Origin of the sequence: Nakamurella antarctica (assembly GCF_003860405.1) — a bacterium.
GTDB classification, from domain to species: Bacteria; Actinomycetota; Actinomycetes; order Mycobacteriales; family Nakamurellaceae; genus Nakamurella; species Nakamurella antarctica.
This window is the reverse complement of the sequence record NZ_CP034170.1, coordinates 948,836-963,573: the sequence shown is the minus strand read 5'-3', so window position 1 is coordinate 963,573 and position 14,738 is coordinate 948,836. Positions and strand designations below refer to the sequence as shown.

Genomic DNA, 14,738 nt, shown 5'->3' with positions numbered 1-14,738 from the left:
GACAGAACGCCCCGCCAGCCGTGGAATGTGATCTCCTTCGGTGGCGGGGCGTCCTAGCCATTGTCACTCGCCGCTGGGGCGTCCGTGGCACTGTTTGTACTTCTTGCCGGAGCCACACGGGCACGGCGCGTTTCGGCCGACTTCCTTATCAGCCCCACTGTTTCCAGACTTTGACTTGGTGGTGCCGGTGGTCTCGGTTCCGCCAGATTCGCTAGGTCCGGAATACGTCAACGCTTGCTGCTTACCCACCGGGGCACCTAAACCTTTGGCCCGCAACGATACCGGGGCAGAATCTGCAGCGGGAGCAACCGCTGCCTTCTGCTGGGTCGGCAGGGCCTCCATCGGGCGCCTGCGGCGCTGCTGGACAACCGGCGCCGCCGCTGGTGCCGCCGCTGCGCCTTGGGTGGAAGATACCTGGGGGGCTTGGCTCACTTGGCTAGGAGCTTGTTCGCCCGGCTGAGTTACCTGAACTTGCAGGTTGTAGAGGAAGCCAACCGACTCCTCTTTCAACGCCTCCAACATCGACTGGAACATGTCGAAACCTTCACGTTGATATTCGACCAGCGGATCACGCTGAGCCATCGCCCGCAATCCAATGCCCTCTTTGAGGTAGTCCATTTCGTAGAGATGTTCGCGCCATTTGCGATCCAAAACCGACAGCACCACGCGACGTTCAAGTTCACGGGTAATGGGTGCGGACAGCGTTTCTTCCCGCTTGGCATAAGCCTCGCGGGCATCGGCCAAGACAGCGGCCTTGACGGTTTCGGCGCTGAGTTCTCCATGCTCCTTGGCGATCGACTCAGGCGTCACACTGATCGGGTACAGGGTCTTGAGCGCAGCCCAGAGAGTGTCCGTGTCCCAGTCCTCGGCGTACCCGGTACCGGTAGCTGAGACCACATAGGCGTTCACCACGTCGGTAACCATGTTCTGGACCTGCTGGTGCAGGTCCTCGCCAGCAAGGACGCGGCGACGCTCTTCATAGATGACGGTGCGCTGCTTGTTCATCACCTCGTCGTACTTGAGGACGTTCTTGCGGATCTCAAAGTTCTGCTGTTCAACCTGAGTCTGGGCATTCTTGATTGCCTTCGACACAAAGCTGTGTTCGATCGGCATGTCCTCGGGCATCCGCAACCTGGTCATCAGCATTTCTACGGTCTGACCGCCGACCCTGCGCATCAAGTCATCGCCCAGCGAGAGGTAGAACCGCGATTCGCCAGGATCCCCCTGACGGCCGGAGCGCCCCCGCAGCTGGTTGTCGATGCGGCGGGACTCGTGCCGCTCGGTTCCCAGAACGTAAAGGCCACCCGCTTTACGGACCTTTTCCGCTTCTGATTTGGTTTTCTTGGTGGCTTCTTCCACAGCATCAAGCCACCCGGCCTCGTACTCTTCCGGGGTTTCAGTGGGGCTCAGTCCCTTGTCGCGTAATGCGATGTCAGCCGCGAATTCGATGTTGCCACCCAGAATAATGTCGGTGCCACGGCCAGCCATGTTGGTGGCGACAGTGACGGATCCGGCCCGGCCAGCTTGGGCGATGATGGCCGCTTCTCGTGCGTGATTCTTGGCGTTGAGCACCTCATGCGGGATTCCAGCGCGGAGCAGCTTTTTGCTGAGCAGCTCGGATTTCTCCACGCTGGCGGTTCCGATGAGCACCGGCTGACCGTTTTGGTGCCGAGACTCAATATCGGTGACGACCGCATCAAACTTGGCGTCTTCGGACTTATAGATCATGTCCGCCTCATCGAGACGGACCACTGGCTTGTTCGACGGAATCGGCACCACACCGAGACCATAAGTCTGGGACAGCTCGGCGGCCTCGGTCTGCGCTGTTCCCGTCATACCGGAAAGGCGCTCGTAGAGTCGGAAGTAGTTCTGCAAAGTAATGGTGGCCAAGGTCTGATTCTCTGCCTTGATTTCCACGCCTTCTTTAGCCTCGATGGCCTGGTGCATACCCTCGTTGTAACGACGGCCATGCAGCACGCGGCCTGTGAACTCGTCCACGATCAGGACTTCGCCGGAGACCACGATGTAGTCGCGGTCTTTCTTGTAGAGCTCTTTGGCCTTGAGCGCGTTGTTCAAGAATCCGACCAGCGGGGTGTTGACGGATTCGTAGAGGTTGTCGATCCCCAACGCTTGCTCAATCTTGGCGACGCCTTCTTCACTGACACCCACGGTGCGCTTGGATTCGTCGACCTCGTAGTCGGCTTCCTTCTTCAACCGCGGGACAAGCCGAGCAAATTCGCTGTACCACTTGGAAGACTGGTCTGACGGTCCCGAAATAATAAGGGGTGTCCGGGCCTCGTCGATGAGGATCGAGTCAACTTCGTCGATCACTGCGAAATGATGGCCACGCTGGACGAGACCATCATGGCCCCACGCCATATTGTCGCGCAGGTAGTCGAACCCAAACTCGTTGTTGGTGCCGTAGGTGATGTCGGCTTCATAGGCGATCTTGCGCTCGGCTGGCGAAAGTTGCGACAAAATTACATCGACCTTCAGGCCCAGGAAGCGGTGGACGCGCCCCATCCACTCGCTGTCTCGCTTGGCGAGATAGTCGTTCGTGGTGACCACGTGCACGCCCTTGCCGGACAGCGCATTTAAATACGCAGGCAGGGTGGACACGAGTGTCTTGCCCTCACCTGTTTTCATCTCTGCGATGTTTCCCAAGTGCAGCGCGGCGCCGCCCATGAGCTGGACATCGAAGTGTCGCTGGCCCAGCGTGCGCTTGGCAGCCTCGCGGACCACTGCAAACGCCTCAGGCAGCAGGTCGTCCAAGGTCTCACCGTCGGCGACGCGTTGTTTGAACTTGTCGGTCAACTCCCGCAGTTCGGCATCGCTGAGGTCGACATAATCAGCCTCGAGCTGGTTGATGTGGTCAGCGATTGATCGCAGTCGCTTGACCGTCTTGGATTCGCCTGCGCGCAGCAGTCGGGACAGAACCACGTGTTCACCCTGTCGTCATTCGTGAATTTTCGTTTGGTCAGCAACCACCACCCGTGTGGTGAGGCACTGGACGTGCAAAAGGCCCATCAACCGAGGGCAACCCCGGCCTGTCCATGGTAGGCGCAATCGTGATGAGCGTCCGCGCATTGGGGCCAATGACCCACGGGCGTCAGGCCCAATTCGCGCAAAAGCCGTGATGGCCGGTCCGCAATGCTGCTTCCTCTCAGCTACCGGCTGATGGAATCACCCTAGCGGCCACCGTCACGGCCTTTGCCCACACCCACAGCGCGTCTCTCAGCGCTCAGCCTCCCAGCCTTCGCACCCTGCGTCAGGAAAGCCGCAGCAGCCCGTAGTCGAAGCCGTGTCGACGATAAACCACCGTCGGCAAGCTGGTATCAGCGTCATTGAAAAGGTAAAAGTCATGCCCGACAAGTTCCATTTGGAACAAGGCTTGATCGACGGTAATTGGTTCTGCTGGGTGATCCTTCACGCGAACCACCCGGCCTGGACCACCGTCGGCGCCTTGTGCGAAATCGGAGTCATCTAACTCATCGGAAAACGCGCTGTGGTCACGGTGATCAGCGCTCTCATCGACGCTGCTGGTCTCTGGTAGCGCCAGCAGGGCCTCGTCTGGGGCCACCATCGCACTGATCGGTGTTCGCTCGTGCTGCTTATCGTGCCGGCGATCCGCCGCTCGCCGGGCCCGAGTCTCTAGCTTGTCCACGGCCTTTTCGAGGGCGGCGTAGAAATTTTCTCCCTTGCCCTCAGCGCGAACGGCGGGGCCCTTGGTCACCAGGGTGATTTCGACCTTTTGGCAAACTTTGGCCTGCCGGCGATTCGTCTCATGGGCAAGTTCGATCTCGGCTCGCACGATTTTGGAGTCGTAGCGTTCCAAGCGATCGAGTTTGTCCGCGACCTTGGCGCGGTAGTGCTCCGGGACTTCGACATTACGTCCGGTCACAACGATGTCCACTTTTGCCTCCTGGCGTTAGCCTTTGCCCGACCTCAGCAGTCGGTGCACCCATGCAAATGGAACTTCGATCCCGAAACATCCTGCCGGGCTCGACGCTCGCCAGAAGAATCCGGGATGTCCAGCCCAAACTACTCGACCCTTCAACGAACGCATAGACCGGCCCCAGCCCATCGTAAAAACATTTTTACCGAGAACAGTTTTCTGCGGTCTCACTCCTAGCAGGGCTTGGGTGGCAGCACCTTCGGATCAGCTAAATGGCGCGGCGGTGGCAAGGACAAGAATCGCCTGCACCGACAATTGGAATTGGGCTAGGGCCTCGCTCGCAATGGCGCTCGTGGCACCCGTGGTGAAGACATCATCGACCAGCACCACGGCAGCGCCGGGCGGGGGGCAAGCTCTCACGTCGCAGATTATCCGGCCCCGCAGGTTACGTACTCGGCTTGCAGCATCCAAACCCACGGAGTCCCGCGCTGCCCGCGATGTCGACAAACAGGGCGCTACTCCCACATTTGACCCGTGACGAGAGAGAATCGAGGCTGCCGCCACCGCCATAGCGGTTACCGGGTCACCGCCGCGAGCCCGTGCAGCCCACGCCCGAGAGGGAGCCGGAACCAGCCATAGCGGCGTAGTGAGCACGGAGATACTGAGCAGCCTCAGTACGCCCAATCCCAACGACTCCCCCAGAAGCGCCGGTAGGTCGCGGCGACCTTTTTCCTTCCCCGCCAGGACAGCAGCGCGCACCGGCCCCCGGTACCTGGCGAATGCGTACACGGGTGGGAGGCTGATCGCTGACGACTCAGGCACGAGCACTCGGCGCGGCCTTGCGGACAGCGTCGACGCGCAGTTGGCACACCACGGCACTGGAGCTCCGCAGCCGGGACAGGTGCGGGGCAGCACTAGGTCGAGAACCGTCTTGATCACGCTGTGAAGGATGCACCCCCACCGGGGCGAGCGGGCAGCCTCGGATGCCGATGTGGATCGAATCCGCCTTGTGGATATCCGCCCCCCGAGAATTTTCTACCTGGGATAAAACGGATACGTACCGGTGAGAACTTGCCCAAACGACCCAGCGGTTTCCCAACTGGCGCTCGAATCCTCGCCGACAAGAGCCCAAATTCGCCCTTCGAACGCGACCAGCGTCGGGGTGCCTGCACCGATGGCCGTGACGTCGCCGATGAGTCCCTTGGTGCTCAGAGCGGTCCGCCGCCTGCCGTCTAAGCCGATGGAAAAGACAATTCGGTAGGGGCTGGTGGAGCTGTCAAAACCAGCCACCAGAAGATTGAGAGGGTCCTGCCAAGCAATAGAGGCCACCTGGAGCTCGGAACGGATGTTGGTGACGTTCAGGATCGTCGCCTTCGAGCCGAGACCGCCAGCGGGCCCAACAGGCGAGCCGTTCGGTTCGCCGCTGCTGGCGCCATCGCCGCTTACGTCTGCCCCGTCGGAATAGACGATGACAGCCATATAGAGCTGCTGACCGGCGATGAGGGCCACTCGAACACCGTCGGGCGAAAGCGCGAGCGCGGTAAACGGGCCCTTGATTGATGCCAGCGCGGCGCTATCCACCGGCAAAAGGGAACCCGAAGTGAGCATCCGCTGCACCGAAGGTTTGGTCGCACCGTTGACGAGAATCCACGCCTCGTCACCGGTGCGGTTGAAGCTGGGGGCGGTAATGGGAGCAGCCGAGGTGTATCTGACCTCCAGAGACTCCCGCTCCAGGGGGCGCCTATATAGAACCTGTATTCGTCGCCAGTCGCCCCGACTGCAGCGAGCGCACCGGTGGACGCGGACATCGCCGCTTGGGTCAGGTTGAGGTAACCGCTGCCGGCATTACCCCACACCGGTTGTCCGTCCAGCGACGCGATCCCACCCTCTGCCACGTAGTAGCCCTGCACCGGCGCAGCATCGGTTCCCGGGACAGCGCTCGGGTTGAACGAACTCAGCGAGCTCGCGGTCCACACCGGCTGTTTGGGATCCAGCGGCTCACCGTCCAGAGTGATCGCGATGTTCACCGCGTCGCGGGAGAGTGTGTACACCAATTGCGCCGCAAGCGCTCTGCGCGTGGCTGCGGTGAACTGCGGGCGGGCGCTGATGGTAGCCGTGTCCACCTGCAGGTCCACCTGCAGCACGGATTGATCATTGGCCTTAATGTTTTTGCTAACCCGCAGACCCGAGAACTCGCTCCGCACAGCTGGTTTGAGGAATGCGCTGGGCCCCTGCAGCATTTTGTCCACCAGAAGGTCCGCGACGAGTTCGGGTTGCTGCTGATTCGCATTCACGATCCAGCGCCGGTCAGGAACAACAACGGAGGCCGTGTGGTCGAGAAAGTAGACCTCGCGTTGCGTGTAAGCAACGTTGAAATCGGCCACCGTCATGATGAGATCGGCGGGTAGGGTGTCGATTCGCCACTGACCGTCCTCTTGGGCCAAGGTCATCGTCACCTGATACCCCAGGCTTTCAGTGGACTGATAAGAACCATCAGCCTCCAGATAGCCGTCCGTGACCCCGCTCAGAAGAACTTTATTTTCATCCTTCGCGTCAGGTTCGATGCGCGGGTTGGCCGCTAAAATTATGACCCTGCTGCTGGTATCAGCCAATTGCCAACTCGCCTTGGCTGCTGTCGTCAGGTACGCCCGGGCTGAGGTCAAATATTGGTCCTGGTCGACTTTGATAGCTTCTTGGTAGAAGCCGCGCACGATTTCCAACGGGGTCAGCCCCGGCGCGACGTTCACGGGATTAGCCGCAGGTCCCGCGCCCGGCAGCTGCGTGTAATCCACCGGGGCGCCGGCGGAGGGCACGCCCGTACAGCTCGCAAGACCCACAGTCGCAGCGATCAGCATCCCCAGCGCTACCGTCTTCCACGAACGCTGCTGTGCGCGAGACGGGTAGTGCGTCATACCGTCCCCCTCCGCTCTTCGTCCAGAGAAGGTTCCGCGTCTGTGTCCAGGCCAGAATCATGGAGTGCGGCTGGCTCGGGGTCATAGTTGTGCTGAGAGCGTGCCCACGCAGTTTCTGCTGGCATGTGTGCCTTCAAAACGATGCTGGGCTGCTCTGCCGCAGCTGACGCAACGAGAGCCACCGGCGAGACTGCTGCGAAGGTCAAACCGTCCTCCAAATAACGACGTTCCGGCGAGGAGGCGGCGAATCTGGTGTGGTCCTCAGATTCACCTTCTGCGCCGGATTCTTCGGGTGCCAGCGGTAGCGGCGACTCGGTGAGCAGTGTGCCACTCACTCTGGGCAACGTTAGCCGGAAGCGTGAGCCGACTCCGGGGCGTCCGTACGCCTGCAACCAACCTCCGTGCAGCTTGGCATCCTCCATGGCGATGGCCAGGCCCAAGCCCGTTCCGCCCGTTTGACGCTGCCGTGACGGGTCGGCCCGCCAGAATCTGTTGAAGACCAAGCCGGCCTCCCCAGGATTGAGTCCCACTCCGCTATCGGTGACCGAGATGGCCGCAGCCTGACTATCCGCTGCGAGCTGGATCAGGATGGGGTTGCCCTCCGCGTGATCGATGGCGTTCGCCAAGAGGTTTCGCAAGATGCGCTCGATTCGGCGGGAATCGATCTCGCTGTGCGTGGGAGCCTCTGGAACGTCAACCACGATGTGAACGCCAGCATTGTCGGCGATGGTCCGCACGGCGGCAACGCTGTTGGCGATCGTTGAACGCAAGTCGATGGGTTCGGCGCTGAGCTCCGCCATCCCCGCGTCGTATCGGCTGATCTCCAAGAGATCTGCCAGCAGATCTTCGAACCTGTCAAGTTCGTCCACCATCAACTCTGTAGAACGGGTCAGATAGGACGGGAGGTCGGCGCGGGCGTCGAATAAGAGGTCCGCTGCCATCCGAACTGTCGTCAGCGGCGTCCGAAGCTCGTGGGAAACATCTGAGGTGAACCGTCGCTGCAGTGCGCCAAATTCTTCGAGTTGCCGAATCTGAACCTTGATCGCCTCGGCCATTCCATTGAAAGATCCTGCGAGTTGGGAGATCTCGATGGGCCCCTGCACCGGCATTCGCTCGTCGAGTGCGCCTGCCGCTAGCCGTCCGGCTGCGGCGGAGGCCAACTGAACGGGCCGAACGACTTGGTGCGCAATGAGAGCGGCGATACCGGTCAGCAGGACCACCAGCACACCACCACCGGCAAGGAGCAGATTTTGCACCACTGCTACCGACCCGGTTTCGGCGGTCAGCAAATAGATCAGATAGAGCTCGAATGTGGTGTCACCGCGGGCTACCACCGGTACCCCCACGACGAGTGCGGGTACCGTCGATCCGTTCCGAACCACGGAGGTGTATTGCGTCGACAAATAGCCCTCCACCACCCGCTGCCGAAGCGCAGCAGGAACATCGGCGATTGGCCCCACATCGACTTCGCCGACAAGTCCCCGCGTAGAGGCCAGCGCCGGTTCGTAGACACCTGCCGTGGAACCCTGCGAGGTGCTGTCGGCGGTTCCGGGCACCGTTAGCACGTCCAGCGTCCGGTTCATCAATCGCTTGAGCTGGCTGGGGTCGGTGTCCGCGCCATCCAAGGCTGCGCCGACATCAGGGCGAAGCGCCTCGGATTCAGCGATAGCGGCGTCGCGCTTGTTTTCCAGAAGCCGACTGGTGATCTCGTTCTGCAACACAAACCCCAGAGCGACGATGACAACGCCGGACAGGATAAAGGTGGCAACGATGACGCGGACCCTCAAGGATCGGGCACAAAAAAACAAGAGTTCTTTAAACCGTCGACGTGAGAAGGCCGCCCGCGACTGCTTGGGTGACCCGGGGCTGCGGGACCCCCGGCTGCGGGACCCCGGTGAACTTTCGGCCGCGAGCTCGGCGCGCACAGCTGACAGATCGATCGGCCCAGTGGGCACGTCGTCAAAGTCGTCCCTCGGCAGCTTCTTACTCATCAATCGTCATTATCCTCGGCGGGTTGAGCTGCCATCTCCCACCGTCGCCCTCTCGCAGTTGATTTCGCGATGCTGCCAGCTACAGCGAACCCGCCTTGTAGCCGACCCCCCTGACGGTAAGGACCACCTCGGGGCGCTCTGGATCCTTTTCGATCTTCGAACGCAGACGCTGAACATGCACGTTGACCAAACGGGTATCGGCGGCGTGACGGTAACCCCAGACCTGCTCCAGCAACACCTCACGGGTGAAAACCTGCCGGGGTTTGCGAGCTAACGCAACGAGCAGGTCAAATTCCAGTGGCGTCAGCGCAATCTGCTCACCGTCTCGGATCACCTGGTGGCCAGGGACGTCGATATCAATGTCAGCCACTCGAAGGCGTTCAGCAGCCCCCACATCGGTCTGGCGCAGACGGGCCCGGATCCGGGCCGTGAGTTCCTTCGGCTTAAACGGTTTCATGACGTAATCGTCAGCGCCCGCCTCAAGCCCGAGTACGACATCAACGGTGTCTGTCTTCGCGGTCAACATGATGATCGGCACGCCGGACTCGGCGCGGATCTCCTTGCAGACCTCCAGCCCGGATGTCCCTGGGAGCATCAGGTCGAGCAGGATCAGATCGGGGTGGGTTTCGCGGAAAGCTTCCACTGCCTTGGCGCCGTCGCGAACAACGGCGGTATCGAATCCCTCCCCACGCAGCACAATCGTGAGCATTTCTGCCAACGCCGGGTCGTCATCCACTACTAAAACGCGCGATCTCATCCCCCTATGGTGCCACCCGCGGACTGATGGGTGCAGATGAGGGCAATCCGGGCGAGTCGGGCAGCTTCGACGCGAGCCCGGAGCGGCCGAGATCATGACACGATTGCCAGGTGACATCAACTCCTCATACCCCCGATCCCAAAAAGCACATCGACCACCTCGGAGCGCCGTGGCCTGGGTTGATACCGCTTCGACCATTGGGAATCAGCGAAATATTGACCTCTGCTGTGGTGCTGGTGCGAACGCACGCAGCGGTCTTGCTGCCCTTGGCGCTGCTCGTCAGCGCGCTGGGAGCCGCCACTGAATTTTTGGTGGTCGCGAACTTGGATAGCCGCGCCGCCTACTTCGACGGCAGCTGGGTGCAAAACATTGCCGATGGAACGTCCACTTCTATCCCGAGCGCGGTCTACCTGCCGCTGCTGATTTCCTTGATCGTGGGCGTACTGGGTAACTGCATCATTTCTGGGATCACAACCGTGTACGCCACCGAGGCGTCCCTGGGCCGCCGGGTTAACCTGGCTGGATTGCGCGAGAGACTCCGCGGGAGGTGGCTTTCCTTAGTTCTCATTACTGTGATCACCGTTGCAGCAACCGCTCTCGGCATATTCCTCCTCGTGATCCCAGGAATCATCATCTTTGCAGCAACCACGTTTGCCGTGCCAATTTCTGTGATGGAGAAGAGCGGGGTGCGGGATTCGCTGCGGCGATCCTGGCGACTGAGCTCCGGGCTGCGGTGGCGCATTCTCGGCGCCGCATCCATCACGGTGGGGGTCGGATTCATCGTGTCGATGGTGGTGCTGCCGATACCCACCGATCTCGGATCACTCGCTCTGAGCCTAGGCGTTAGCGCGCTCATCAGTGCGTTTATGACGCCTTGGACATCCGGTGTCATCGCATTGCTGTACATCGACGCAAGGATGCGCAAGGAGAACCTGGCCACTACCCTGCAGGCGGCCGCTGATGCACGCCAGTAAATAGCGATCTCCGGTAGGAGTCTGGGCAGGTGTGGACCGGGGTCATCCCGCACGGGTGTCGGCTAGGCCGGTCCGAGCAGATCTGCCGGGATGGCGACGGACCCATCTGCCTCCGGCTTCAAGATTCGCCACGGCGAAAGATACTGCCCTGCAGCAAGTTCGGCATACATCGCAGCCGTGCGCGCTTGCAACGCGCTGTCTGATTCAAAGCTATCCAGCGCACGGTTATTGTCTCCCGCGGCCCGACCGCGTGCACGTGCGGCGGCAAGAAGCACCGGCACGTCAAGCAGGATCTGCAGGTCCGGGCGCGGGATCTCAAACCGATCGACTTCGAGGTCCGCGACCCACTGCGCGAAGTCATTGGGGTGTGCGGGCCCGCCGAGGCGAGCGCTGCCGTAGGCCGCGTTGGAGCTGATGTATCGGTCAAGCAGAACGATGTCATTCTCCGCAAGGGCCGCTTCAATGTCTTCGGCAGCGCCTTGGCGATCCAGCGCAAAAAGCAATGCCGGGCCGTAGACCGACTCGGAGAGATCTCCGAGTCGGCCATACAGCGCGTCTTTCACTAGATCCGCGTGGACACTCATTCCGTACCGCGGGAATGCAAGCCGGGCAACGGTTCTGCCCTGCTCACCCCACTTGCGGGCCAAGCTCGCGGTGAGCGTTGCTTTACCCGATCCGTCGAGTCCTTCGACAACGATCAGCCTGCCCACCGCGGTCCCCCTTTGCGTGCTCGAACTGCTAGTAGCGGTAGTGATCTGCCTTGTACGGGCCTTCGACATCGACGCCGATGTACTCGGCCTGCTCCTTGGTGAGCTTGGTGAGCTTGCCACCGAGTGCCTCGACGTGGATCTTGGCAACCTTCTCGTCCAGAGCCTTGGGCAGGCGGTAAACCTCGAGGTCGTACTCGTTGCGCTTGGTGTACAGCTCGATCTGCGCGATCACCTGGTTGGAGAACGACGCAGACATCACGAAGGACGGGTGTCCAGTCGCGTTGCCCAGGTTGAGCAGGCGACCTTCGGACAGTACAAGCATGGTGCGGCCACTCGGGAATGTCCACAGGTGGACCTGGGGCTTGATTTCCATCTTGGAAATCCCAGGAATCCTTGCAAGGCCTGCCATATCGATCTCATTATCGAAGTGGCCGATGTTGCCAAGGATCGCCTGGTGCTTCATCGCCAACATGTGTTGGGTCGTGATGATGTCCTTGTTGCCGGTGGTGGTGATGACGAAGTCGGCGTCGCCGATCAGGTCGTCGATGGTGCCGACCTGGTAACCGTCCATGAGGGCCTGCAGCGCGCAGATCGGGTCGGTCTCCGCGATGATGACGCGTGCGCCCTGGCCGCGCAGGGACTCGGCGCTGCCCTTTCCGACGTCGCCGTAGCCAGCGATCAGGGCTACCTTGCCGCCGATGAGGACGTCGGTGGCGCGGTTGAGGCCGTCGATCAGGGAGTGCCGGCAGCCGTACTTGTTGTCGAACTTGCTCTTGGTGACAGAGTCGTTGACGTTAATGGCCGGGAACAAGAGCTCGCCGGCGGCAGCGAGTTGGTACAGGCGCAGCACACCGGTGGTGGTCTCCTCGGTGACGCCCAGGATGTTCGGGCCCATCCGGGTGAAGTAGGTGGCATCTGTCTTCAGCGACTCGCGGAGCAGGTCGAGGATGACGGTCCATTCTTCGGAATCTGATTCGTCAGCGGACGGGACAACTCCTGCGGTTTCGTACTGAAGTCCCTTGTGCACCAACATGGTGACGTCGCCGCCGTCATCCAGGATCATGTTGGGTCCGGTCACTGTCTCATCGCCTGCCGGCCAGCGCAGCATTTGATCGGTGCACCACCAGTACTCCGGGAGGGTCTCGCCCTTCCACGCGTACACCGAGACACCCTTGGGCTCTTCGGGGGAACCAGTGGGGCCTACGACGGTGGCTGCCGCGGCATGGTCCTGGGTCGAAAAGATGTTGCAGGACACCCAGCGCACGTCGGCGCCGAGGCTGACGAGGGTCTCGATCAACACTGCGGTTTGGACCGTCATATGCAAGGAGCCGGCTATCCGGGCGCCCTTGAGCGGCTGCACCTCTGCGTACTCACGGCGCAACGCCATCAGGCCCGGCATCTCGTGCTCGGCTAGCTTGATTTCCTTGCGGCCGTATTCGGCCAGCGACAGGTCGGCAACCTTAAAGTCCAGATTGCCAATGCGGTCGGCCACTGGGGCCGGGATGGTTGACGTCACTTCAGTCCACTCCCTCAACGGTGTGGCGCCGCGTTATCGCGGCGCTTCGGCCGGACTCGGGATCTCACCCTGCACCGGACGCCCCCGCGGGGCGTGCATGTCAGGCTTCAGGATACCGGCTGGGGCGGCCTGGGGCCCGTTCCGGCCTTGATAACGCCTCCGTGCCCGCCGATCCTGCCTACATTCTGCCGAGTGGTCGCTCACACCCGGGATGCGCCAATTTTCCGGGGCTGGGTGACCACTCGGCGGGCACCACACATGCTGCTAGACAACGGAGAGGTCGTACGGCGCCATTCGCGGGTCGACGGTCGCGAACTTCAGGGCTTCCGCCTGACATTGGGCGATCAGCATCCGGTCGAACGGGTCACGGTGGTGAAAGGGCAGCGCCCGCAACAGTTCCGCATGCCCGAATGTAAATAGAAGTTCGTCAAAGCCAGCGTCGAGAATCGCGCTGGCTATTCCCTCCGGCACCGTCAGTTTCCCCACCGAGCGCTTGATCGAGATCTCGGCAACCGTCACTGAGGATACAAAAATTTTGTTGCTGCCATCGGTGAGGATTTCCCGGTGCGATCCCGAGAGTGCGTCATCCCCGCTAAGCCACCAAAGCAGTACGTGGGTGTCAACGAGAACCTTCATTCGCCATACCCCTGCTCGTCTTCGCCGAGGCCAAGGTCATCGAAGCCTTCAGCAATGACGATCATGCCCTTCAGGGACCCTGAAACCCGATCAGGACGAATGGTGCCTAGCGGAGTCAGCAGAGCTACTGGTTTCCCATTTCGCGCGAGGGTGATGATCTCGCCAGCCTCGACCTGAGCGATGAGTTGAGAGAGGCGCGCTTTTGCGTCATAAATGTTTACTGTCTCCGCCATTGGCCCATTATCGTCACTTGACTTGACTTGACTAGGTCTAGTCAAGTCGCATCAGATCTCGAATCGGGATCACGATGATGGGACTCGACGCGCCCGCTGCACGCTGCTCGCTGTTCGCTGACCCTCCACCGTGGGTAGCATCGCCACATGCGCGTCATCATCGCCGGGGGGTCCGGTTTTCTAGGAAGGCAACTGGCCAGGCGGTGCGTCGATGCGGGCCACGACGTGATCATTTTGACGCGCACGGTGAATCCTGCCGTCCCCTTCAAACAACTGGAATGGGATGGCAAGACCCTCGGCCAATGGACCGAGGCATTGACCGAAATTGGCCCCGTAGCGGTCGCGAACCTTGCCGGGAAACTTGTCGACTGCCGCCCCACCGCAAGCAACATCGCTGCCCTGCGAACCTCCAGAGTCGATGCAACTCGGGTTCTCGTGCTGGCGTCGCAACTTCGCAAAGAGCCTGTCTCCCACTGGCTTCAAGCCAGCACAACGGCAATCTATTCGGATGCGGGTGAGTTGCACCTCGACGAATTATCAGATCTCCCCTCCCCCGGACTACCCCAGATGACGGGCGTTGCGGCAGCGTGGGAAGCGGCTCTCGAAGGAGCCAATACCACTAGCAAAACGATCCTGCGGACATCCATCGTCCTCGCGCAGGGATGCCCTGCCTGGGACCGGCTTACCCTACTTGTCCGCTGGGGCGTTGGCGGCACCGTAGGTCGCGGCCAACAGTGGACGAGTTGGATTCACATTGAGGACTGGCTGCGCATAGCAATGGTGGCTCTTGGCCTCGACCCGCAACTCGCAGCGCCCCAAGGCGTGGTGGTTGCCTCGAGTCCGCACCCGGTACGTAACCGTGAATTGATGGCGACTCTGCGATCACACCTCGGCCGTCGCGGTATCCCTACCCCTTCGGCGCTCGTCACGCTCGGGGCTATCGTTCTGCGCACTGATCCGGCGCTAGCGCTGACCGGACGCTTCGTCACCTCGACGGTCCTGAAAGATGCAGGATTCACCTTCCGGTATCCCGATCTTGATACAGCTGTCACGCACATACTGGGCTAGGTTTCACGGCCCGCAGCGGGCGTTGCTGCAGGGACCGCGCTTGGGT

12 protein-coding genes and 2 pseudogenes are annotated in these 14,738 nt (G+C 61.2%); 2 read left to right on the top strand and 12 right to left on the bottom strand.

Annotation, left to right across the window (positions count from 1 at the left end; all coding sequences use genetic code 11):
- Positions 1 to 63: 63 nt before the first annotated feature.
- From secA to mtrA, 8 genes and pseudogenes are all read right to left on the bottom strand, one after another.
- Positions 64 to 2,940: a preprotein translocase subunit SecA gene (secA, locus tag EH165_RS04210; RefSeq protein ID WP_124798169.1), complete on the bottom strand. Its 2,877-nt coding sequence runs from the start codon at positions 2,938 to 2,940 to the stop codon at positions 64 to 66.
- A gap of 328 nt (positions 2,941 to 3,268) precedes the next feature.
- Positions 3,269 to 3,913 carry a ribosome hibernation-promoting factor, HPF/YfiA family gene (hpf, locus tag EH165_RS04205; protein ID WP_124798168.1) on the bottom strand — a complete coding sequence of 215 codons (645 nt, stop codon included), beginning with the start codon at positions 3,911 to 3,913 and terminating at the stop codon, positions 3,269 to 3,271.
- Between the two features lie 246 nt (positions 3,914 to 4,159).
- Complete coding sequence (locus EH165_RS04200) at positions 4,160 to 4,684, bottom strand: ComF family protein (protein WP_206426100.1); 525 nt, start codon at positions 4,682 to 4,684, stop codon at positions 4,160 to 4,162.
- 246 nt (positions 4,685 to 4,930) lie between these two features.
- Complete coding sequence (locus EH165_RS04195; RefSeq protein WP_206426099.1) at positions 4,931 to 5,404, bottom strand: hypothetical protein; 474 nt, start codon at positions 5,402 to 5,404, stop codon at positions 4,931 to 4,933.
- Positions 5,405 to 5,410: 6 nt separating this feature from the next.
- Positions 5,411 to 5,542, bottom strand: a pseudogene (locus EH165_RS16770) (hypothetical protein); the annotation flags it as partial.
- A 353-nt stretch (positions 5,543 to 5,895) separates the two neighbouring features.
- A pseudogene (locus EH165_RS16975) lies at positions 5,896 to 6,750 on the bottom strand (LpqB family beta-propeller domain-containing protein); the annotation flags it as partial.
- Between the two features lie 53 nt (positions 6,751 to 6,803).
- Positions 6,804 to 8,798, bottom strand: a complete 1,995-nt coding sequence (gene mtrB, locus EH165_RS04185; protein ID WP_124798165.1) for an MtrAB system histidine kinase MtrB — start codon at positions 8,796 to 8,798, stop codon at positions 6,804 to 6,806.
- Positions 8,799 to 8,877: 79 nt separating this feature from the next.
- Complete coding sequence (mtrA, locus tag EH165_RS04180; RefSeq protein ID WP_124798164.1) at positions 8,878 to 9,555, bottom strand: MtrAB system response regulator MtrA; 678 nt, start codon at positions 9,553 to 9,555, stop codon at positions 8,878 to 8,880.
- A 110-nt stretch (positions 9,556 to 9,665) separates the two neighbouring features.
- On the opposite strand from mtrA, the gene EH165_RS04175 reads away from it, so the two are divergent.
- Positions 9,666 to 10,529 carry a hypothetical protein gene (locus tag EH165_RS04175; protein ID WP_124798163.1) on the top strand — a complete coding sequence of 288 codons (864 nt, stop codon included), beginning with the start codon at positions 9,666 to 9,668 and terminating at the stop codon, positions 10,527 to 10,529.
- Between the two features lie 62 nt (positions 10,530 to 10,591).
- Here the strand turns inward: EH165_RS04175 and EH165_RS04170 are convergent, their stop codons facing one another.
- From EH165_RS04170 to EH165_RS04155, 4 genes are all read right to left on the bottom strand, one after another.
- A complete protein-coding gene (locus tag EH165_RS04170; RefSeq protein WP_124798162.1) occupies positions 10,592 to 11,239 on the bottom strand; it encodes a dTMP kinase in 648 nt (215 codons plus the stop codon).
- A gap of 28 nt (positions 11,240 to 11,267) precedes the next feature.
- Complete coding sequence (gene ahcY / locus EH165_RS04165; protein ID WP_124798161.1) at positions 11,268 to 12,755, bottom strand: adenosylhomocysteinase; 1,488 nt, start codon at positions 12,753 to 12,755, stop codon at positions 11,268 to 11,270.
- 264 nt (positions 12,756 to 13,019) lie between these two features.
- Positions 13,020 to 13,391, bottom strand: a complete 372-nt coding sequence (locus EH165_RS04160) for a type II toxin-antitoxin system VapC family toxin (RefSeq protein WP_124798160.1) — start codon at positions 13,389 to 13,391, stop codon at positions 13,020 to 13,022.
- A complete protein-coding gene (locus EH165_RS04155; protein ID WP_124798159.1) occupies positions 13,388 to 13,624 on the bottom strand; it encodes a type II toxin-antitoxin system Phd/YefM family antitoxin in 237 nt (78 codons plus the stop codon). The genes EH165_RS04160 and EH165_RS04155 overlap by 4 nt, the downstream gene beginning before the upstream one ends.
- 147 nt (positions 13,625 to 13,771) lie before the next feature.
- Between EH165_RS04155 and EH165_RS04150 the strand changes: the two genes are divergently transcribed.
- Entirely contained in the window at positions 13,772 to 14,692 is a 921-nt protein-coding gene (locus tag EH165_RS04150) for an epimerase (protein ID WP_124798158.1), read from the top strand.
- Positions 14,693 to 14,738 lie beyond the last annotated feature (46 nt).